Annotated in this window: 13 protein-coding genes; 5 read left to right on the forward strand and 8 right to left on the reverse strand. The window is 36.6% G+C overall.

Translation table 11 applies throughout. From position 1 onward, the window contains the following. Positions 1–42 precede the first annotated feature (42 nt). Positions 43–957: a dimethylarginine dimethylaminohydrolase family protein gene (locus EYD45_RS13430; RefSeq protein ID WP_130965065.1), complete on the forward strand. Its 915-nt coding sequence runs from the start codon at positions 43–45 to the stop codon at positions 955–957. Here EYD45_RS13430 and EYD45_RS13435 read toward each other — a convergent pair. After that, on the reverse strand, positions 943–1,656 hold the full coding sequence (locus tag EYD45_RS13435) for an FkbM family methyltransferase (protein ID WP_233702654.1): 714 nt from the start codon (positions 1,654–1,656) through the stop codon (positions 943–945). The genes EYD45_RS13430 and EYD45_RS13435 overlap by 15 nt on opposite strands. Positions 1,657–1,881: 225 nt before the next feature. Here EYD45_RS13435 and ctlX point away from each other — a divergent pair, with 225 nt between their 5' ends. Next, positions 1,882–2,817, forward strand: a complete 936-nt coding sequence (gene ctlX, locus EYD45_RS13440; RefSeq protein WP_130965067.1) for a citrulline utilization hydrolase CtlX — start codon at positions 1,882–1,884, stop codon at positions 2,815–2,817. On the opposite strand, the gene EYD45_RS13445 is transcribed toward ctlX, so the two are convergent. Then, positions 2,814–4,880, reverse strand: coding sequence for a tetratricopeptide repeat-containing sensor histidine kinase (locus EYD45_RS13445; RefSeq protein WP_130965068.1), 2,067 nt, complete (start codon positions 4,878–4,880; stop codon positions 2,814–2,816). The genes ctlX and EYD45_RS13445 overlap by 4 nt on opposite strands. A 407-nt stretch (positions 4,881–5,287) precedes the next feature. Here EYD45_RS13445 and argS point away from each other — a divergent pair, with 407 nt between their 5' ends. Continuing rightward, a complete protein-coding gene (gene argS / locus EYD45_RS13450) occupies positions 5,288–7,069 on the forward strand; it encodes an arginine--tRNA ligase (protein ID WP_130965069.1) in 1,782 nt (593 codons plus the stop codon). A 13-nt stretch (positions 7,070–7,082) separates the two neighbouring features. On the opposite strand, the gene EYD45_RS13455 is transcribed toward argS, so the two are convergent. Next, the gene (locus EYD45_RS13455) at positions 7,083–8,711 is read right to left on the reverse strand and encodes a DUF1501 domain-containing protein (protein ID WP_130965070.1); all 1,629 of its coding nucleotides are present in this window, start codon (positions 8,709–8,711) and stop codon (positions 7,083–7,085) included. Between the two features lie 11 nt (positions 8,712–8,722). Next, positions 8,723–10,381, reverse strand: coding sequence for a DUF1800 family protein (locus EYD45_RS13460; protein ID WP_130965071.1), 1,659 nt, complete (start codon positions 10,379–10,381; stop codon positions 8,723–8,725). Positions 10,382–10,628: 247 nt separating this feature from the next. Between EYD45_RS13460 and EYD45_RS13465 the strand changes: the two genes are divergently transcribed. After that, a complete protein-coding gene (locus tag EYD45_RS13465; protein ID WP_130965072.1) occupies positions 10,629–15,179 on the forward strand; it encodes a T9SS type A sorting domain-containing protein in 4,551 nt (1,516 codons plus the stop codon). 56 nt (positions 15,180–15,235) lie between these two features. On the opposite strand, the gene EYD45_RS13470 is transcribed toward EYD45_RS13465, so the two are convergent. The 3 genes from EYD45_RS13470 to EYD45_RS13480 all read right to left on the reverse strand — a co-directional run bounded on the left by EYD45_RS13470 (position 15,236) and on the right by EYD45_RS13480 (position 19,188). Further along, positions 15,236–17,542 (reverse strand): TonB-dependent receptor plug domain-containing protein, encoded by a 2,307-nt coding sequence (locus tag EYD45_RS13470; RefSeq protein WP_233702655.1) that lies wholly within the window; start codon positions 17,540–17,542, stop codon positions 15,236–15,238. A 37-nt stretch (positions 17,543–17,579) separates the two neighbouring features. Continuing rightward, a complete protein-coding gene (locus EYD45_RS13475) occupies positions 17,580–18,479 on the reverse strand; it encodes a FecR family protein (RefSeq protein ID WP_233702656.1) in 900 nt (299 codons plus the stop codon). Positions 18,480–18,669: 190 nt separating this feature from the next. After that, positions 18,670–19,188, reverse strand: a complete 519-nt coding sequence (locus EYD45_RS13480) for an RNA polymerase sigma factor (RefSeq protein WP_130965074.1) — start codon at positions 19,186–19,188, stop codon at positions 18,670–18,672. Between the two features lie 223 nt (positions 19,189–19,411). Between EYD45_RS13480 and EYD45_RS13485 the strand changes: the two genes are divergently transcribed. Further along, on the forward strand, positions 19,412–21,142 hold the full coding sequence (locus EYD45_RS13485; RefSeq protein WP_130965075.1) for a hypothetical protein: 1,731 nt from the start codon (positions 19,412–19,414) through the stop codon (positions 21,140–21,142). Between the two features lie 615 nt (positions 21,143–21,757). Here the strand turns inward: EYD45_RS13485 and EYD45_RS13490 are convergent. Continuing rightward, positions 21,758–22,060: hypothetical protein (locus EYD45_RS13490; protein WP_130965076.1), on the reverse strand; the 303-nt coding region annotated here is incomplete at its 5' end.

Consider the following 22,060-nt stretch of genomic DNA (forward strand, 5'->3'; position numbering starts at 1 on the left):
TTGCTTTTTTAAAAAATAGCTAGCTTCCGTTGTAAAAAGTATATGATACAATTAAACATTAAAAATGAAACGTCTAGATTGCGTTCTGTAGTTTTAGGTACCGCAGAAAGCAATGGTCCAGTTCCAAAAATTGAAGATTGCTATGACCCTAAAAGTATTGAGCACATTAAAGCTGGTACATATCCCAAGGAGAGCGATATGATTAAAGAAATGAATGCGGTTTATAAGGTGTTCAAGAAATACGACGTCGAGGTGTATCGTCCTGAAATTATAAAGGATTGCAATCAGATTTTTTCTCGTGATATAGCTTTTGTGATTGATGATATTATGATTGAGGCCAATATTCTACCCCACAGGGAAGAAGAAGTGCATGCCATTGATTATATATGGAATCAAGTATTGGAAGACAAACGTATTATTCTTCCAGAAGATTGTCATGTAGAGGGCGGTGATGTAATGCCATGGAACGATCATATCTTCATAGGAACTTACACTGGCGATGATTATCCAGATTTAATTACTGCCAGGACAAATATTCAAGCCGTTAGAGCTATTCAGGATTTATTTCCAAAGAAAAAAGTAAAATCGTTTGAACTAAGAAAGTCGAATACAGACCCCAGAGAAAATGCATTGCACCTAGATTGTTGTTTTAATCCTTTAGGAAAAGGAAAAGCTATTATTCATAAAAACGGTTTTTTAGTGGAAAGTGAATACCAATGGTTGGTAGATTTCTTCGGAAAGGACAACGTGTTTGAAATTACCAAAGATGAAATGTATGAGATGTTCAGTAATGTGTTTTCCATCTCAGAAGAGGTAATTATTTCAGAACGAAACTTTATAAGATTGAACACTTGGTTAAGAGATCAAGGTTTTACAGTTGAAGAAGTGCCTTATGCAGAAATTGGGAAACAAGAAGGGCTACTGCGATGTACTACATTGCCGTTATTTCGAGATTAAAACATACCAATCATCAAATAAGGAATGTTCTGTGTGTACCCTCCGATAACCTTTTGAAGTTAAAAGCTTCTGTATTTTATCTCGTATCTCAGTGTAATTATGTTCAACTGTAATAACTCTGAATTTATATTTCTTAAAGTTGAGGCTATTCAAAATAATATACTCGCTTCCTTCGGTATCAACAGATAAATAATCGATTACTTCCGGAGCATTATATTTCAATAATAGATCATTTAATGAAATCGTCTTAACCGTATATTGGTTTCCGTTATTTCTGTTTTTTGAATGATAATCTTCATCACCAAAACCAACAATCGTAGATAGGGTTGAACTATGGGATTCTTGGAATTCAAGAGCCTCTCCAGTTTTGTGCCAAACACAATCTTTTTCTATTGGCCCAATTCTATTTTTCTCTAGTGCTTCATGCCAGCACTTGGCTGGTTCTGCGAGAATACCTTTCCAGCTGAATTCTTTTTCCAAAAGAAAAGTATTACTCATTGAAATGCCATCCGTAGCACCAAACTCAATAAAAAAACCATTGGTTTTAAAGTTCAATTCTGATAAAACAAACAAATCTTGTTTAATCTGAGACTTGGATTTAGCTTTATACTTAACATACTTAGCACCAATCTCAGCTGGATATTTTAAAATGAAATTATATTCTTTTGCAGTCTGTTGATCTTTTAACAGACTATCCAATGTTTGTTTTTTTATTAAACTATAATTGAAAAGATTAAAGATTTTTTTTATAATTTTTTTCATTTTAGAAAATAAGTCAGGCGTGCTAAAATCAAGAACTAAAAGCTCTATAGTTTTAAAGGGGCTAAGTTACCAGATTTTTTATTACGACTCTAATTAAAATTTTGGTAAAACAGCGCAGTACTAATTTAAAAATAAGATACTTTAGCTGAAAATTAAAATCAGATGCCACAGACAACAAACACTATATTGATGGTACGTCCTGTTAATTTCAGGATGAATGAACAAACTGTGGTTAATAATTATTACCAGCATGAGGTGGAGGGTGTTTTACCCGAAACCGTCAATGCAAAGGCGCAGAGAGAGTTTGATGCTTATGTTGAAAAGCTTCGTAGTATTGGTGTAAACGTAATTGTGGTGAATGATAGAATTGAAACGGATACTCCCGATTCAATTTTTCCAAATAATTGGGTGTCTTTTCATGAAAATGGAGATGTAGGTTTATATCCTATGTTTGCTAAAAATCGTCGTTTAGAGCGACGAGAGGATATTTTAGAAACTATAGAATCTGAAGGTTTTGAAATTAATAATATTATAGATTATTCTAGTGCCGAAGAGGAAAACATATTTTTAGAAGGTACGGGCAGTGTGATTTTAGATCGCGTAAATAGAAAAGCGTATTGTGCTCTGTCTCCGAGAGCTGATGAAGATTTATTTATTGAGTTTTGTGAGGATTTTGAATATTTCCCAATTGTGTTTACCGCAAATCAAACGGTCGATGGAGCGCGTAAGCCTATTTATCATACCAATGTGATGATGTGTATTGCAGAGACTTTTGCGGTGATTTGCTTGAGTAGTATTGATGATAAAAAAGAACGGAAAAATGTTATTAAACATTTAAAATCGAGTGGTAAGGAAATTATAGATATTACCGAGAAACAAGTCTCAAACTTTGCTGGCAATATGTTGCAGGTAAGTGGGCATAACGATGAATTGTATTTGATAATGAGTCAATCAGCCTATGATGCATTAACCAAAGCCCAAATAAGTACCATTGAAAAACACTGTAAAATTATGTCAAGCTCTTTGGAAACCATAGAAACTTGTGGAGGAGGTAGTGCCCGTTGTATGATGGCCGAAGTGTTTTTGCCAAAGGTTTAATCGCCATTGGGTTTAGATTTTGGCAACTGTACATAAAACGTACTTCCAACATTAACAGTGCTTTCTACCCAAATTTTCCCACCGTTAAGTTCCACTAATTCTTTACAAATGGAAAGACCGAGACCTGTGCCTTTTTCATTGTTAGTACCCATTGTAGAATAGGTATTGCTTTTAAAGAGTTTTTCTAAATTATGTTGTGGAATTCCAATCCCGGTATCTGCAATACTTATAATGCAACTACCATTACTTATATGGTTTGATACCGTAATTTTATCTCCTTTTTTAGAGAATTTTAAGGCATTTGCCAGAAGGTTTTGAATTACAATCTCAATCATACTTCTGTCTGCATAGGCGAAATCCCGAAGGGAATGGTCTACAAGTTCAATGCCCTTACTTTCTAAACGTTGCTCCACAAGTTTTATCTTCTCTTCAAAAACTTCTTGGATGTCAAACAAACTTGGGCTTGGTTTAAGCGATTGCATTTGAGATTTAGACCAGTTTAACAAATTGAACAGGAGCAGAGAAGCATTATTGGCGTTTTCACTCAATTCTGGTATTAAGTTATCAAATTCCTCTCTAGATAAGGAGCCGTCCCTTAGCAGATCAATAAAGCCATTAATTGAAGAAAGAGAATCTTTTAAATCATGTGAAACAATGGAAAACAATTTGTCCTTTACATTGTTAACGTTTTCCAAGTGTTGAGTTTGCTCAACAAATGCTTCATTTTGTAGTTGTATTTTAAGATTTTTTTCTTCAAGTTCTTGGGCATATTTTAAGCTATTGTTTCGTTTCAAATAGATTAAAACTAGAAACACACACACGATAGCAAGAATACCTAAAAGAATATAGAAGAAGAGTTTGAATTTACGAAGCTTGTCTTCTTGTTCCGCATCAATGGAGATCTTTGTGCTAGGTTCTGGATTTGTATTTTTCGTATCAAAATTAAGACTTAAATCGGTTGCAGCTACCTCAGGAATTTTTGAAACAGATTGTACGTTGGATTCGCTAATGCTATCTTTCAAATGGTAATAGCGGCGCTGCCAAACAAAAGCCCTGTCAAATCGCCTAGTTGTTGAATCTAGAGCTTTCATCAAACCATAATATTTTAAAAGCTCATCTGTGTCATTTAACTTTTTTGCTAGAGCCCCCGCTTCAAACAATTGTTGCTCTGCTGTGCGCAGTCGTCCTTGATTTAAATTAAGTTTTCCAAGGTTGTTTAATGTAGTTACTAAGCTTGTCTCGTTTTTATTCCTTCTGTTAAGTGTCAGGCCTCGTATCAAATACTTCGCAGCAGTATCATAGTCGTTAAATTCTAAATACTCTCCCCCTAATTTTGGCAAGATGTTACTTCTGATAGAGTCGGTCTTTCCTTTAGCACTATTTAATACTTTTTCATAAAACTCAATGGCTTTTCTGTGCTCCTTGGATTTTGAATATAATTCTGCTAACAGTAAACTAGAATTGCTAACCCCAGTTGAATCATTTAATTGCTCTTGTATGTCAAGTGCTTTTAAATTGTATTCTATGGATTTATCTACAGCATTTAGTTTGTAATACGCTTTTCCAAGGCTTGCATAGGCCGAACGTAATTCGTGACTTAAACCTCTGCGTTCTAATTCCTGTATGGCCGATAACGAATATTGAAGGCCTTTACTGAAGTTACCACGCTCCATTTCAATTAAACCTATGCTATTATTAACCTTTGCAATGTTGAGAGTGTCTTTAAGTTTATTGAATAGTCCTTTAGCCTTGGTGTAGCCATCCATGGCGTTGATGTAATCATTCTTTTCAGCATAAATCAATGCCTTGTAGTAAGTAATTTTAGCGATACCTGGTTCATAATTGATATCAGATGAAAGCTGGTCGCTCAATTTTATGTATTGCAATGCGCGTTCAAAATCCCTAGCTTCGTAGAGGAGGTCAATTATTTTAAGAGAAGTATCAACTTTAAGGGAATCATTGGTTTCAAAACCTAAAGCTATAGATAGACTGTCCAGTTCTTTGGTTTGAGTAAAACCAAAAAATACCTGAAATAATAAAATGAGAGTAATAATTCTCCTCATAAAGCGCCTAATTATAGCTTTTTACAAAGCCATTATCAAAAGAAGCTTGGTTGAGGGAGATCAAGGGGTTCTTTGGGGTGTTATAAAAATTCAATTCTTTGTTAATAATAGCTTCGGCAAACAAAAGTTGTAAAAAGCCTTTTTATATTCTAATTTATAGGTTTTTCTACCAAAAAATTAGATAAAAAGCGAGGTGTATTTTTTGAAAAAATCGACGAATAGATTAAGTGCAGAAAACATAGAAAAACGGCACTTTTATCGATGAAATGTATATTCGTGTTATACTATGTTAATTCGGTTTGAGAATAGATTATATATAATATTAAATCGCCGAATCCATACCATGAAACAATTCTTAGAAAATAGATTAAAATCTTTCTATCTTTGCCCACCTATTAAAACGCAAAATGAGTCTTCAGGATATATTATCAAACCATGTAAAACAAGCTGTTTCAGCGGCATATGAGATAGATTTAGAATCTGTTGAGTTTCAAGCTACACGAAAGGAATTTGCAGGCGATATTACTGTGGTTATTTTTCCAATGTTACGTTTTGTAAAGGGAAATCCAGTGCAAATTGGCGAAACCATTGGAAACTATTTAGTGAATAATGTTGATGAGGTGAAAGGCTTTAATGTGGTGAAAGGATTTTTAAATATTGAAATTAATGATGTTTACTATTTAAATTTCTTTGAAAGTATTAAAGATGAAGAAAAGTATGGTTTTATAACGCCAAAAGAAGATGATAAGGCCATTATGGTAGAATATTCATCTCCTAATACCAATAAGCCATTGCATTTGGGGCATATACGAAATAACCTTTTAGGATATAGCGTTGCTGAAGTTTTGAAGGCCTCAGGAAAAAAAGTATACAAAACCCAGATTATTAATGACAGAGGTATTCATATTTGTAAAAGTATGCTGGCTTGGAAACGGTTTGGAAATAACGAAACACCTGAAAGTACGGGTTTAAAAGGGGATAAACTAGTTGGAAATTATTATGTAAAGTTTGACCAGGAGTACAAAAAAGAAATAGAGAAATTAGTAGACCAAGGACAGAAAGAAGATGAGGCAAAAAAAAATGCACCAATTTTATTAGAAGCTCAAGATATGCTTCGTAAATGGGAAGCAGGAGATAAAGAAACTGTGGCGCTTTGGCGAAAGATGAACAGTTGGGTTTACGAAGGTTTTAACGAAACCTATAAAGACTTAGGTGTTGATTTTGATACGCTGTATTATGAAAGTAAAACCTATTTGTTAGGAAAAGAGTTTGTAGCTGAAGGTTTAAAATCTGGAGTATTTTATAAAGAAGAAGATGGTTCCGTTTGGTGTGATTTGACAGAGGAGGGCCTTGATAAAAAAATAGTGTTAAGGGCAGACGGAACGGCGGTTTACATGACACAAGATATAGGAACTGCCATACAACGGGTAAAAGACTATCCTGATGTTGGAGGTATGGTGTACACTGTTGGAAATGAGCAAGATTACCATTTTAAGGTGTTGTTCTTAATTCTGAAAAAATTAGGATTCGATTGGGCCAAAAACCTACATCATTTAAGTTACGGTATGGTAGATTTACCTAGTGGAAAAATGAAAAGTAGAGAAGGTACTGTTGTAGATGCAGATGATCTTATAGATGATATGGCTGAGACCGCTGAAGAAATTTCAGAAGAATTGGGTAAACTTGATGGTTATTCAAAAGACGAAAAACAGGAACTTTATAAAACCATTGGTTTAGGTGCTTTAAAATATTATATTTTAAAAGTAGATCCTAAAAAACGTATTTTGTTTGATCCCAAAGAGTCTATCGATTTTCAAGGAAATACTGGTCCATTTATTCAATATACCTATGCAAGGATTCAGTCTATTTTACGAAAAGCGGACGTAAAGAATTTAGATTCAATAGATTCAAGCTTATCCCTTCATATCAAAGAAAGAGAACTCATCAAACAAATACAATTATTCCCAGAAGTCATTCAAAATGCAGCAGTACAACACAGTCCAGCCTTAATTGCAAATTATACTTACGATTTGGTAAAGGAGTTTAATTCCTTCTATCAAAATGTTTCTATTTTGGGAGCAGATAAAGATAACGAAAAACGGTTTAGGGTTCAATTATCAAACACAGTCGCCAATACTATAAAAAATGCGTTTCGCGTGTTGGGTATTGATGTCCCAGATCGAATGTAGTTAATGGGAAGTATTATAACTTTAATAATTTATGAATTTCTTGAGTATTGCCAGTTTTAACGGAGCAAAAGTATACACCAGAGCTCAAGTATTTTAAATTTAAGGTGAGCTTTCCATGTATTAGGTCATCAGTTCTATTCATTATTTCTACACCTGAAGCATTAAATAGTTTGTAGGTAACTTGAGTGTTTTCATTTACACTTGCAAAGTTGATGCTTTCGGTGAATGGGTTTGGATAAATCAACCAATCTCTTTCTACTTTTAATTGCTCTTCAGTGCTTAGACTTTGATAGCAATCGCTAGTTAGCGGGTTTTTCAAAATCTCGGGAAGTTTTAAATTGGTAAAACTATCATTGATGGTATGGTTGAAGAAAGTATTATCGATAATGGCATTTTGAGCACCTAAAAAATCTTGTAAAAGTGTGGCAAACGTTTGTCTGTAATCATATTGTACGGTTTGTATTTGGTAATTATTGCTGCTTGTAGCTTCCGTTAAATCTGGATTTGTTCCAGAAACACCACCTGCAACAGGTTTACCGAATACGAACATTGGAGCAATTTCACCGTGGTCTGTTCCTAGATTGCCATTTTCGGCCGCTTTTCTTCCAAATTCAGAAAACGTGACGCCTACAATATCATCGGAGAGATTTTGGCTGTCCATATCATCGACAAAGGCTTTAATAGCTCCAGACAATTCGTCAAGTAAAGGATAATGCCTTCCTAAAACATCTCCTGGAGCTTGTACTTGAGCATTATGAGTGTCGAAACCGGAAATACGCACTAAAAATACTTTTGATCCTATGTCTCCACTAATTAATCTGGCTACAGTTTTTAATTGATTTGCCAAATCAGTATCTGGGTAGGTAACATTGTTTTGTCCAGAGTTAAATGAATTGGAGATAGCTTCTGCGTAGGTGTTTGAAAGCGCATCGGTATTATTCAAAAACCTAATTTGGTCTCCATAATCAGAATTGGGGATGTTTGCTGGTGGCGCACCGCCTAGTCCATTTAATATATTATAAAATCCAGCTGGGTCTTGTCCTGTTATGTTAAGCGACATACCATGGGCCTCTTCACCATGAAATCCGAGTGAGGTTTTATTGGAGCCAATTTCAACCGCTAGTGGATAAGTTTCTAATAGAAAATCTTCATAAAATTGTTCCATAAATCGACCAATCCATCCAGTTTCAGCTCCATTAAGTGTGCTATTGCCATCATTTCCGCTATGGTATAAGTCGGTGGATTTAAAATGGCTTTTATTTTGTGATGGATATCCAACCGATTGCAGGATTCGTAAAAACCCTGAGTCGTAAAGAGATTTAAATCCAGTAAGTACTGGGTGTAACCCTATTTGCTGATTGTCTGCCAAAGTGCTATCAAGTGTGATGTATTTATTTGTACCGCTTTCAGGTACTTTTATCGTCGGTCTTAAAGTACTGTAAGTATCATATTGATTTAGTGGAATAACTGTGTTTAATCCATCGTTCGCGCCTGCTAAATTCACTAAAACCAATTTTCTATTTGAAATATTGGGACATGCAGCATAAGGTAAAACCGATTTTAATGTAGCCTGTAATTCAAATGGTGTTAAACCAATGACGGAAGCAGTTGCAGAGAGTTTTAAAAATTTTCTTCTTTTCATAATTTGTGTTCTTACATTAATTGAAACTCTGCTGCATTTACCATAGCGATAATTAGCGCATCCAATCTTGTTTTAACTGTGGTTTTATCTTCCTCACTTTTTGTGTTGAGGTACTGGTCCCAAGCTCCTGTCCAATAATAGTCGTTAGCATCTTCGATAAGGAAAGCTTTAAAGTAGTTTTTCCTGTCATCATCGATAGCTTCAGGATATAACAACTCAGCTATTTTAAGTACTAAATTATTCGGGTTAGACGCATCAGCGTTATCTATCTTGTTCTCTACAAAAGCCACAGTGTCTAGAGCAGCATAAATATTAGCATTTGGGGTTATGGTATTTCTTCCGATAATCAAACTTTCTACTAATTTATATCGACCTATTAACGTATTGGATGAAAACCAAATCCTATCAAAACTTGGTTCTTGGTAATAGGCAGGATATCCAGCAACGGAATCTGGATTGTATATTTCCATTCCAGCAGCCTTAAAATAGGTGTTGTGAATAAATTTGTGGTAGAAATTATTATAGAACCTTAATGGGTTGCTTGTTGGATCTGGTATGGCAACTTCAAATATGCTACATATTTCAGATAATAATTGAAGCGGACTTTTAATGATAGCACCAATTATGTTATCGGAGGCATCATCATCATCCATGTCATAAAAATGTTGGCTCGATAGAAGGGTTTTTACAGTAGGAAGTATGTCAAAGTCATTACTTATAAGTTCTTGCGCCAACGGTTCTATAATATCAGTCTCAACAGTATCATTCCATGAGCTTTTTACAAAGTAACGGTATAGTTTTCTGCAGTAGGCTTTTGCTGTTTCGGGTTGTGAAAACACCATATCAACACACTCATGTAATTCATCGAAAATTCCACTGGCAGTATTTCTTCCTGTAATTATCTGATTGTTGAAAGCGGTGCTAAATGTTTTATCATCGGTATTATGCTGGTTTACGTTAATATATCCTATTGGTAAATCAGTATCTGTATCTATATCGCCATTGCGATCATACTTTTTCTTAAACCCAGAAAAAACTTTTGCTGCTTGTTGAATATCGGTTTCTGTATAATTAGTGTAGTTGTTCTCTCCAATTTGTTCACCTTTGAGAATAGTAAATAATTCTAGGTATTCCCTCGCATAATTCTCATTGGGGTTATTTTTATTGTTTTTTGTATTGTCTAAATAATCCAACATACCATTATCTAGGGTGATTTTTTTTGCCAGGGTTTTAATGTTGCCTAATGCATAAAAATCTAATAGCCTAATATGATCATAAAAAAACGGAGATAAGCCAACCCCTGAATCTTTTCCAACTGTGAAGCAAGTATGTAAAAAGAATGACAATTTATGTTTTAAACTTACTTCGTTTAGCGCATTGTACCACCACCAAGCCGTAATATGAGATCTTTTTCTGCCTTGTCCATTAAATACGTTTGGATGTTCTGTGGAGGATAACCAGAAGCCATCGGGAGATGATTGTGGTAATGGGTCATATGGTTCTATTAGTTTATTACTTGGGTTTGAGGTTAGGATATTCAATGCATTTGTAGCAGTCATGTTCGAAAAAATATCCAGTTGCTCTTTTGTGTAATTAAAAGTAGCTCTTCTAAGTAAGTGCTTTGCTCTTCTTAGCCCTAAAGTTTCACCTAACGGAGTTAATGATGCCATTTATTTTTTTCAATTTTCTGAAAATTAGGTAATTACTATTTAAAATAAAAATATTTTGGATGAACCGTAATACCGTTTTTCTGATTATTTATTTCCTTGTTCTTTTCACTGATACCACCAAGGGAAAAATCCTTCAAAAATGATGGATAGTTGTTTTTATCCTATTTTTTGTTTAAATAATCAAAATAAAAGTTAAACATAAATATATTTTGTTTAACTTTATCTCATAAAACATAAACAGCAAAAAATGAAAGAAAAATTATCCTTCCAAAACCCCAAATCAATTTTGTTAGCTTTTTTCTCATTTTTATTGTTCTCATTTCAGATTTCAGCAGATACTGATTGTGGTCAAATTACAGGACTTGAGTTCTCTAATGGTCATGAAACAGTAACTATTGAAAATAATGGTGTATACAATATTAATGACTTACCAGAACATTTTTATATTGACTTGAATGTTGATGGGTATTCGCAAAGCGCTAAATACATTGTTGAAGATTTAGCAACGCACAAAACTTATACGGTTGTCGAGAACCTTCTGCCTTACACTTTTCCGGCAGGCAATGGTTCCTGGAATTTAGGTACAGGAACATTTGAAGTCAAGGTAAACTTATACAAGTTTGACCATGCTTTTGGTTTCAAATGTGATACAATTAATGTTATAATTACTATCGGAGAGAATCATGAACCACCGTGTACAGCCGATGCTGGAACAATTACCGCAGACGCGGATACGGCAACCCTGGTAGGCGACAGCGTAACGATAAGCGCTACCCCTGACGGCAACATCAACGTGCCAGATGGCTACAGCCAGCTGTTCGTACTCACATCGACAGAAGGTCTGGTAATCGAGGCCGTAGGAGCGGAAGCGAGCTTCCCAGTAATGGCACCAGGTAGGTACACGATCCACACATTGGTATATGACGCAAGAGAGGACAGTCCAAACTTCTTGGATCTGGGCGTAGTTAAGATAGGCGAGACCACAGGCGTGGACGTATTGAATTTAGTAGGTGCCGCGGGCATCTGTGCATCATTGGATGCGGCAGGCGCACCAGTTATGGTAGAGGCCTGTACGGCCGATGCGGGGACAATTACCGCAGACGCGGACACGGTAACCTTGGTAGGCGACAGCGTAACGATAAGCGCTACCCCTGACGGCAACATCAACGTGCCAGATGGCTACAGCCAGCTGTTCGTACTCACATCGACAGAAGGTCTGGTAATCGAGGCCGTAGGAGCGGAAGCGAGCTTCCCAGTAATGGCACCAGGTAGGTACACGATCCACACATTGGTATATGACGCAAGAGAGGACAGTCCAAACTTCTTGGATCTGGGCGTGGTTAAGATAGGCGAGACCACAGGCGTGGACGTATTGAATTTAGTAGGAGCCGCGGGCATCTGTGCATCATTGGATGCGGCAGGCGCACCAGTTATGGTAGAGGCCTGTACGGCCGATGCGGGGACAATTACCGCAGACGCGGACACGGTAACCTTGGTAGGCGACAGCGTAACGATAAGCGCTACCCCTGACGGCAACATCAACGTGCCAGATGGCTACAGCCAGCTGTTCGTACTCACATCGACAGAAGGTCTGGTAATCGAGGCCGTAGGAGCGGAAGCGAGCTTCCCAGTAATGGCACCAGGTAGGTACACGATCCACACATTGGTATATGACGCAAGAGAGGACAGTCCAAACTTCTTGGATCTGGGCGTAGTTAAGATAGGCGAGACCACAGGCGTGGACGTATTGAATTTAGTAGGAGCCGCGGGCATCTGTGCATCATTGGATGCGGCAGGCGCACCAGTTATGGTAGAGGCCTGTACGGCCGATGCTGGAACAATTACCGCAGACATGGACACGGCAACCCTGGTAGGCGACAGCGTAACGATAAGCGCTACCCCTGACGGCAACATCAACGTGCCAGATGGCTACAGCCAGCTGTTCGTACTCACATCGACAGAAGGTCTGGTAATCGAGGCCGTAGGAGCGGAAGCCAGCTTCCCTGTAATGGCACCAGGTAGGTACACGATCCACACATTGGTATATGACGCAAGAGAGGACAGTCCAAACTTCTTGGATCTTGGCGTGGTTAAGATAGGCGAGACCACAGGCGTGGACGTATTGAATTTAGTAGGTGCCGCGGGCATCTGTGCATCATTGGATGCGGCAGGCGCACCAGTTATGGTAGAGGCCTGTACAGCCGATGCGGGAACGCTGATTGCTGATGCAAGTGAAGTAACACTAGCTGGAGGAAACGCTACACTAAAAGCGACTCATGATGTCGCGCCAACAATTCCATCGGAGTACAGCAGGATTTATGTGCTTACTTCAGGTGATAATTTAGTAATCGAACAAGTAAATTATTTACCAAATTTTACTGTTACAAAGGTAGGCAAGTATACTATTCATACGTTAATATATGATGCACGTGAGAGCAGTATTAACTTTTTAGATTTGGGTATAGTCAAATTTGGTGAAACAACTGGAGTTGACGTACTAGGTATTGTTACTGAAAATGGTTTATGTGCCTCGTTAGACGTAACTGGCGCCCCTGTAGAGGTGGTAGCAAAAGAAGTTTGTACGGTAAATGCAGGAACCTTGACGGCAACGGTATCAGAAGTATGTTCTACTGGAGAGGTGGTGATATCTGCACATCCAAATGGCGATGCGGATATTCCAAGCGAATATTCTGTTTTATATGTACTAACCCAAGGTGATGAACTCATTATTCGTCAAATAGCCGACACCCCAGAGTTTACAGTTATGGGCGGTGGTGATTACACTATCCATACGTTTGTTTATCCAACTGGCTTAGATTTAAGTGGTGTTGTGCCAAACGAGACTACAGGTTTTGACGTGAACGGGTTTTTAATCCAGGGCGGAGGAGATTTATGTGCCTCCTTGGATGTAGAAGGAGCGCCAGTAAGTATCACAAATCCAGATGCAGGAACCTTAACTGCAGATGAAAGCAGTGTAACCTTATCGGGAGGTTCAGCAATAGTATCTGCAATGCCAAATGGCGATGCAAACGTACCTTCAGACTATAGCACTCTTTATGTGCTCACCCAAGGCGATGAACTAGTAATTCGCCAAATAGAGGGAACTCCAGAGTTTACTGTAAACGAAGCAGGAAACTATACAATCCATACATTGGTATATCCAACAGGTTTGGATTTGAGTGGAGTAGTTCCAAATGTAACTACTGGTTTTGATGTGAATGGATTATTGGTTCAAGGTGGAGGTGAGTTATGTGCATCGTTAGATGTTGCAGGAGCACCTGTTCATGTTGAAGAAGAGCCTTGTACGGCTGACGCTGGAACCTTGCATGCTACTGAAAGCAACGTTACCCTGTCAAATGGAAGCGCTGTGATTTCGGCAGTGCCAAGTGGAGATGCCAACGTGCCATCAGGATATGCTACATTATATGTATTGACTGAAGGCGATGGTTTGGTAATCAGACAAGTGGACGCTACTCCAGAATTTACTGTAGATTCAGCTGGAAATTATACAATTCACACATTCGTTTATCCTGCAGATTTAGATTTAAGCATTGTAGTGCTAGGAGAAACAACAGGGTTTGATGTTAATAGTTTATTAATCCAAGGCGGTGGTGATTTGTGTGCGGCGTTAGATGTTGCAGGAGCACCTGTTCATGTTGAAGAAGAGCCTTGTACGGCTGACGCTGGAACTTTACACGCTACTGAAAGCAACGTTACCCTGTCAAATGGAAGCGCTGTGATTTCGGCAGTGCCAAGTGGAGATGCCAACGTGCCATCAGGATATGCTACATTATATGTATTGACTGAAGGCGATGGTTTGGTAATCAGACAAGTGGACGCTACTCCAGAATTTACTGTAGATTCAGCTGGAAATTATACAATTCACACATTCGTTTATCCTGCAGATTTAGATTTAAGCATTGTAGTGCTAGGAGAAACAACAGGGTTTGATGTTAATAGTTTATTAATCCAAGGCGGTGGTGATTTGTGTGCGGCGTTAGATGTTGCGGGAGCACCTATTCATGTAGAAGAAGAAGTGTGTAATGCTTCATCAGGCAAGATGTACTCTCCAAAACCAATTCAGTGTTTAAAAAGAGGAGAAGCTACCCTTTCTGCTAAATTCCATCAACTACCGCATATACCAGAAGGATATGCACAGTTGTACGTTTTAACAGAAGCTTATTCCTTAACGATTTTACAAGTATCTGCAACACCAGAATTTACTGTAGATCATCAAGGTTTCTACAGAATCCATAGCTTAGTTTATGATCCGGCAACGTTAGACTTAAGTGTTGTACAATTAGGTGAAACTACAGGTTTTGATGTTTTACATCTTGTAGAGGACAACAATATCTGTGCATCCTTGGATGTAAGAGGTGCTATTAACTTAGTAATTGGTTCTAAGTGGTTCTGCTACTTCTTTAACAAGTATAGAGCACGTCACTGGAATAACAAAAACGGTAAAGGACCAAATGACGATGATTTAGCTGGATACATTGCTACTTATAGTAGTTATGAAGAGTTTGAGGCCTCATTTGTTGAACAAAACGATGAAGTAAGATTCTATCCTAATCCGGTTGTGAATAATTTGAATGTTGAAATCAGATTATTTGAAAATGAAGAAATGAATTACAATATCCTGGATGTTAGAGGAAGAATGATAATGAATGGTTCTGCAGAAGCACTGAAATCTGGTAAGTTAACAATAGATACAAACCAATTTGCAAAAGGAATGTACGTTGTAAACTTTGTATCAGAGTTTAGAACTATAACCAAGAAGATAGTTATTGAAAAATAATTATATCTCAAACAATAGTTTACTAAAAGCCGCAACACTGTTGCGGCTTTTTTATTTTAAAAAATCACCCTAAAACTCACATTCGGTGTAATGCCTAGAGAGATATTTTCAATGGGAGTAATTTCATTGTCAGCATTCAAAATATAATAACGATTAAGGATGTTTTTTTTGTTTAAAATATTCCAAAGCGAAGCACCAATAACCGCTCGTGATACCTTCGAAATATTAAAGTTATATGTTGCTGAAACATCAGTACGCATATAATCTTCTAGATTTGAAGCATTCGGGTTAGAATAATTAATACGGGTATCATTTTCGTTTTGATTAAAAGTTGGGAGTGTCGTTGGCCTGCCAGAAAACCAATTTAAACCTGCGGCGAGTTTAAAATCCTTATAAGTATATGTACTTGCAAAGGTAAGAGAGTGCCTTACATCTGCATTATTAGGAAATGGTTGCCCATTATTAAGTTCTGGGAATGTGTAATTATTTATACTGTAGGAATAGCCTAACCATGTACTTACTATATTTTGAAACTGCTTATTTATAAGTACATCTATCCCCTTAATATCATAACTGCCAACATTATAAACAAATTGATATTGGTTTTGAAACCCTTGGCTTCGGGTGGTAATACCGTCTACTTTTTTGATGAATGCTTCTGCACTTATTAATAGTTTGTTTTTATTGAAATGAATGCCCGCAGAAGCCTGTTTACTTTTCACAATAGGCACAGGATACAGTGATTTTCCATTTTCTACTTCTATCTCGGTTCTTTTGGTGGCCAAAACCCAACGTCGATTTTCAATACCCAAAAAATCATTTTGTAAATCGATGATTTGTGATGCAGTTTGGCTTTTAAATTCACCTAAAAGTTCTAATCTAAAATTATTTAAAAACCTCTGACTAAAATTAAGTCTGGGCTCTATGAGTCTTTCACTTAGCTTTTCAAAAACAGTGGCCCTAGCCCCAATATTTAGCCTTGTTTTGGCGTTGGTTGATAAAAATGCGCTTTCGGCATATACCGAATGGTTTCTTACCACATCGCGCACAAAACTTCTGAAATTTGGATTATTGACATCTTCTAAATTACTAATGCCAACTTCGAAAAATTGATACCCTATATTAAAATTGAAGTTTAGGTTTGGTTTGTAATTTATATCCTGTCTAACAGAACGATCTATCACTTTGTTTTCCTGAATTAAGCGTTGCTCGTTGATAATATCAAAATTGGTGGCATCCAAATCGTATCTTGTTTCATAAAACTGAGTGGTTGAAGATAAATTGCTATTCCATTCTCTTGTATAAGTCAATCCGTAAGCAAAATTTTGTTGTGATAAACTACTATTTAGTGCTTCACTTCTGTCATTTATTGTGGAACGCTCTTCGTAATTTAATGCATTGTTGATGTACATAAAATTAACACGAAGTTTATCCTTTTTCGTAATATCATACAGAAATTTTGCTGTAATGTCATAAAATGAAAAGTCTTCATTTTGAGAAATAATAGCATCATTTTGGGCGTTATTTGATAAATCTGAATCTTGAAATACACGCTTGAAATACTGATCGTATGTAGGTGTAACGAGTAAATCTGTAATAGAGCGTCTGGTTGAGAGTTGCAACTCGGTATTATGCGTTAATGGTATTTTAGCATAACCATGCGCATTAATTAAGTTTGAACCTATGCCTGCTGTAAATTCTCCATCAATGTCATCAGATAATTGCATGTCGATAACGCTAGAAATACCATCTCCAAATCTTGCACGGGTACCATTTTTGGAGACGTTCACCTTTTTTGTAGTATATGGATTAAAAGCCGAAATCAATCCAAAGAAATGACCAGATTGGTACATTTTTATACCGTCCCAAAGGATTAAGTTTTGATCGTGTGTACCGCCACGAACATTAATATTGGAAACGGATTCCTCAACGCTAAACACACCTGGAAGCGCTTGGATAGTTTGCAATATATCGGGCTCAATTAATCCGGGGAGAATACCAAATTGTTCAGGTTTTACGGTGAGTGAGCCGTCGTTAAGTTTTGTAATACCAGAGGTTAAATAATTGCTTACAACCACTTCTTCAAGTTGCTCGCGAAGAATGGTTTTATCTTTTTCAGAGGGTTTAACTATGGAAATAAAGCGTTCGCTGATAATATTAAACTTTAGTTGTGTATCCAGTTCAAGATCATAAAGAGCATCAGCTAGAGAAATACCTTCATCTGGAACCACAGCTTCAACCGATGCTATGGTTTCATCTACATAAGAAAAGCTAACGTCGTAGCGCTCGGATAATAGTTTTAAAATGGCAATAAGAGGTTGTGTTTTTTGATTGGCTTGCGAGAAACCTTTTAAACCATTCAAAAAAAATAGGATACTTAAAAGAAAAAGGAGTCCTTTTCTATTCACGCTTTAAAATAATCGTATTGTTTTGTTTACTATACGTTACTTGTAAAGGTAATGCAATAGATTTTAATGCAACATCGATATTTTTATGAGTAAACGATCCCGTAAATAGCTGGGTAGAATCTACACCTACTAAAGTGATGTTAACCTCATATTGTCTTTCAAATTCGGCAACCACTTGTTTAAACGGAATACTTTTAAACTCACTTTCGTTATTTAACCACGAAGGCGTGGAGCGATACTCTTTTTCTTTAGCAATAATTTTCCCATCGATAACCAAAAAGCTGTTTCCAGGTTTTAATTTTGTTTCTTGAGAGTTGTACGTTACCCCAACTAATCCTTCGTAGCAAATAACCTCAAAATAATTGTCCCGTTGTTTTACATTAAATTGAGTACCATAAACCGTAACGGTTCCTGATGTTGTGTTCACGTTAAATGTAGAGCCTTTAGCTACCTTAAAAAAGGCTTCGCCTTGCAATTCTACATCACGTTCTTTTTTCCAATCATTTTTATTATAAGCTAACAACGACTTTGCGTTAAGGGAAACGGTAGATGCATCTGGCAATTCCACAGTGGTTTTTTGTGCCAATTCTGTAGTAATTGTTGTGTCCAGCGTAGTGGTGTAATAGTACACACTAAAACAAATAGCAAGAATAGCTGCAACACGCATCAATGGTTTTAACCAATTGTTTTTTGGTGCGCTACCAGTTTTAATTGTGGACAATACGTTTTCTAACTCAGCAGAAGTATCGTAATTATCCGCCTTAAAATGTTGCAGATTGGTGTTTAACTTCACTAAATCTTCATAGTCTTCAAGGTTTTTAAACGCCTCGAATTCCTGATCGTTTAGATCGTTATTTAACCATTTTAATATGATTGCTTCTTTGTTCATCATGTCGTTATTCAATTATATAACAAGTGAGTTTGTTTTTTTCCTACCCCCTCATCAAAAAAATCAATTCCAAATTCCAAAAACTAAATTCCAAAGGTACTGTTTCACAGAGTTGCACAGAGATTTCACAGAGATTCATGGAGGCGAACTTTGAGTTTTCATTGGTCTTCCGTCTTCAGTCATCTGTCATTTTTCACAACTCCTTAATCTCCTTCCTCAACTTCGTCAACGCCCCATAAATCCGTTTTTCAACCGCTTTGGTAGAAATATCCAACAATTCTGCAATTTCCTTAAAGCGTTTACCTTCCACACGGTTCATCATAAAAGCCACACGCTGTGGTTCGGTTAAATTTGCCAAAGCACGTTGCAGTTTATCATTATATTCTGCCTCTTGCATTAAAAACTCAGGGCTTTCATTGGTGCTCATTTTTGGTTTGGTCATCTGCTGATGCTTCAATACCACTTTTTGATGTGCTACTTCATTCAACATTAAATTATTGGCAGTGGTAAACACGAAACTCTTAGCTTTCTCTGGAGATACCTTGGCGCAATTTTGCCATAGCTTTACAAAAGCCTCTTGCACCTTGTCTTTTGGATTTAGTAATTCGCCAAACTTATAGTATAAAAAGTTGTGTAAATCTTTGGAGTATTTATTAAATATGGACGAAAATATACGTTCCTCACAAATATTTTCATGTAACTGTTTTGCCATTGGTTTGTTGGTTAACGCTACTAAAATAAAGGTTTTAAGAGTTTGTTTTTGAAATTTGGAATTTATTTTTTTGAAATTTTTAAAGATAGGGGGGTAGGAGTTTTTAAAGATAGCCTGTTTTATAATAAAATGCTTGAGCACATTTAAATTTTAATAAGACATTTATTTTTTAGAAAAAGAAAATTTAAAAAAGATTTAAAAGTTTAACCCAAAAACACATACCATGAAAACTAAGTTTAAATTTTTAGTATTATTACCATTTTTTGCCCTATTACTATTCACCTCGTGTCAGGAGGAGACAGTTGAGATTTCTTCTCCAGACGAGGCTGAAACACTAACAGCAACGTCTGAACTTACAAGCTTTATAAGCGCAACGTCTAAAAACGACGGTTCTAAAGACAATATTATTGACGGTACAAGCTGTATATCAGTAAAACTGCCAGTTGTTGTAAAAGTTCGCGGACTTGAAATTAGAATTGATTCTGAAGCAGACTATATCAAAATTAAAAGACTGTATGAAGAGTTTGAAGACGATATCGATCGTTTAGATATCATATTCCCAATTACTATAGTGACTTCAGAGCATGAAGAAATCACAATTGAAAGCGCTGAGGAATTATCAGAATTTATTGCGGAATGTAAAGACGATGATGAAGAAGAGGAAAAAGAAATAAGATGTATCGATTTTAAATTCCCAATTTCATTTTCAGTATTTGATAGAGATTTTCAAATGATTGAGGTTGTAGAAATTGAAAACAACAGACAGTTACACCGTTTTATGAAACGTGTTAAAAAATCAGAAGTATTTGCTAGCCTTAACTTCCCAGTAAATATGGTGTTAAAAGATGGCACAGTATTAACTGCTGAAAACAATGAGCAATTAAAGCGTATCATAGAAGCAGCTAAAGATAGCTGTGAAGAAGAAGACGATTTTTCTAAAGAACGTTTAGAAAACTACTTAAAAAGATGTCCTTGGATAGTTTACGAATTCAAAAGAAACAATCAAGAAAATGATGAGTTTAAGCAATATGCAATAAACTTTAAAGACGACGGTGTTGTAACAATGCGTTCAAGAAATGGCGATGTATTAACAGGAGAATGGGGATTGAGACGCACAAGACGTGGTGTACTTTTAAAGATGGCGTTTGATAATTTAGCAGACTTTACTTTAGAATGGTTGTTATACGATTTTGAAGACGGAAAAATTAAAGTATACGAAGCAGGAGGTAACAGAATTATCCTTAAAAGAAACTGTGAAGTAGTAGTAGATATTACCAAAGAGCGCGTTAAAAACTTCTTACAAGAGTGTTTATGGAGAATTACCGAACTTGAAGTAGATGATATCAACAAAGAAGATCAATACATTGGTACACCATTAAAATTCTTTGAAAATAATGTTGTTAAAATTAGAATTAATGGCGAATTAGTTGAAGGTACTTACGAAGTGTTGGTAAGAAACGCAGGCATTGGTTTAGAAATTAACCTTGAAGGAAGACCAGAATTAAAATTACAGTGGCTGATAAAGTTTCTAAGTGAAGATGAAATTGAGCTTATTAACGGTGACAATGAGATGGAACTAGAAAGAGACTGTCCAGATAACGATGAAGATGTAGTTTACATTGGCGAAGTTTTAGTAAACGGCGTATGGGAAGTAGCATCATACATGGTGCTAGATGCGGACTTAACTCAAAACTACGAAGGTTACGTCATAGGTTTTAATGCCAATGGTAAGTTGTTTGCGGAAGGACAAGGAAACAATTATGTAGGGTCTTGGCACGGGTACAGATACGAAGGCATAAACTTAGGTTTAAACTTCAGAACAGACGATGCACCATTTTTTGAACTAAGACACAGATGGAAAATCAAAGAAATTACACCAAACAGAATTGAGTTAAAAGACTACGATTCCAATGGAGAAATAGAGCGTGTATTAGTTCTAGAAAACATACAATAATTAAAAGAAATCCCTCGAGGCCTTGTGTCTCGAGGTTTCTATTTTGAAATTGTCATTCCCGTGCAAACGGGAAACTAAAACATGATTTCAGAGAAATAATTTTTGCTTTTGGTTGATAAAGGAACATCTTATGTATTCGGTTTGTAGGTTGGTTAACTAAGATAAGATTCCTTTATAAAGGCTGCTAAATTTAATTTGGCAGCCTTTTTTTATTTTTTGGGCGCCTGTCTGCCGGCAGGCAGGTTACCCCGTCGGTCGCTGAGGCTCTCGAAGCGGGGTCGGGCTTTACTCATTGATTGTTATTTCAAATTAATGAAATCGTGAATAAAACTATTTCACTACTCAATCCCTCCTACGTCGTGGATTTCAAACACCTGTGCTGAGTGCAGTCGAAGTATACCGTTCAATCCCTAACGCGGGCGTCTTTGCTAGCTTTGGTTTTTGGCAGAAAATATATGGTTTTTTGAGAAGGTTCGTTTACCGGTTTGTGTATGGTTAGTTGTGAGTTTCGCGCAACTAATTTAGCAAAAGGAAACCGAACCTCAGGAAAATCCGAAGGATTTTCCGAGTAACACAGGCCCAAGCAATTAATTACACACATTGTTGTGTGCTGCCTTAATTTTTTTCAAATATTAGATTGTCAGTACCTCCATTTCCTCCACTTATATCAATAAGCTCAATTTTAGTAGATGTATATGATATAATATCCCAATCATCGTTTAAATCCTCAAAATCATTAGTATCCGGAACAGGGAAGAAAATATTGAAATCAATATCATCGTCACTACTGCTGCTATCGTCCGTAACTGACCATGTACCAGTTAAAGTATCAGTTCCATTTGTAGCAACAAGAGAACCGTCAGAATTAAACGAGAAATTATATCCTGTAAAATCTGATGTCTCATTTTCTCCAGAATC

This window comes from Hyunsoonleella flava (assembly GCF_004310325.1).
Classification (GTDB): domain Bacteria; phylum Bacteroidota; class Bacteroidia; order Flavobacteriales; family Flavobacteriaceae; genus Jejuia; species Jejuia flava.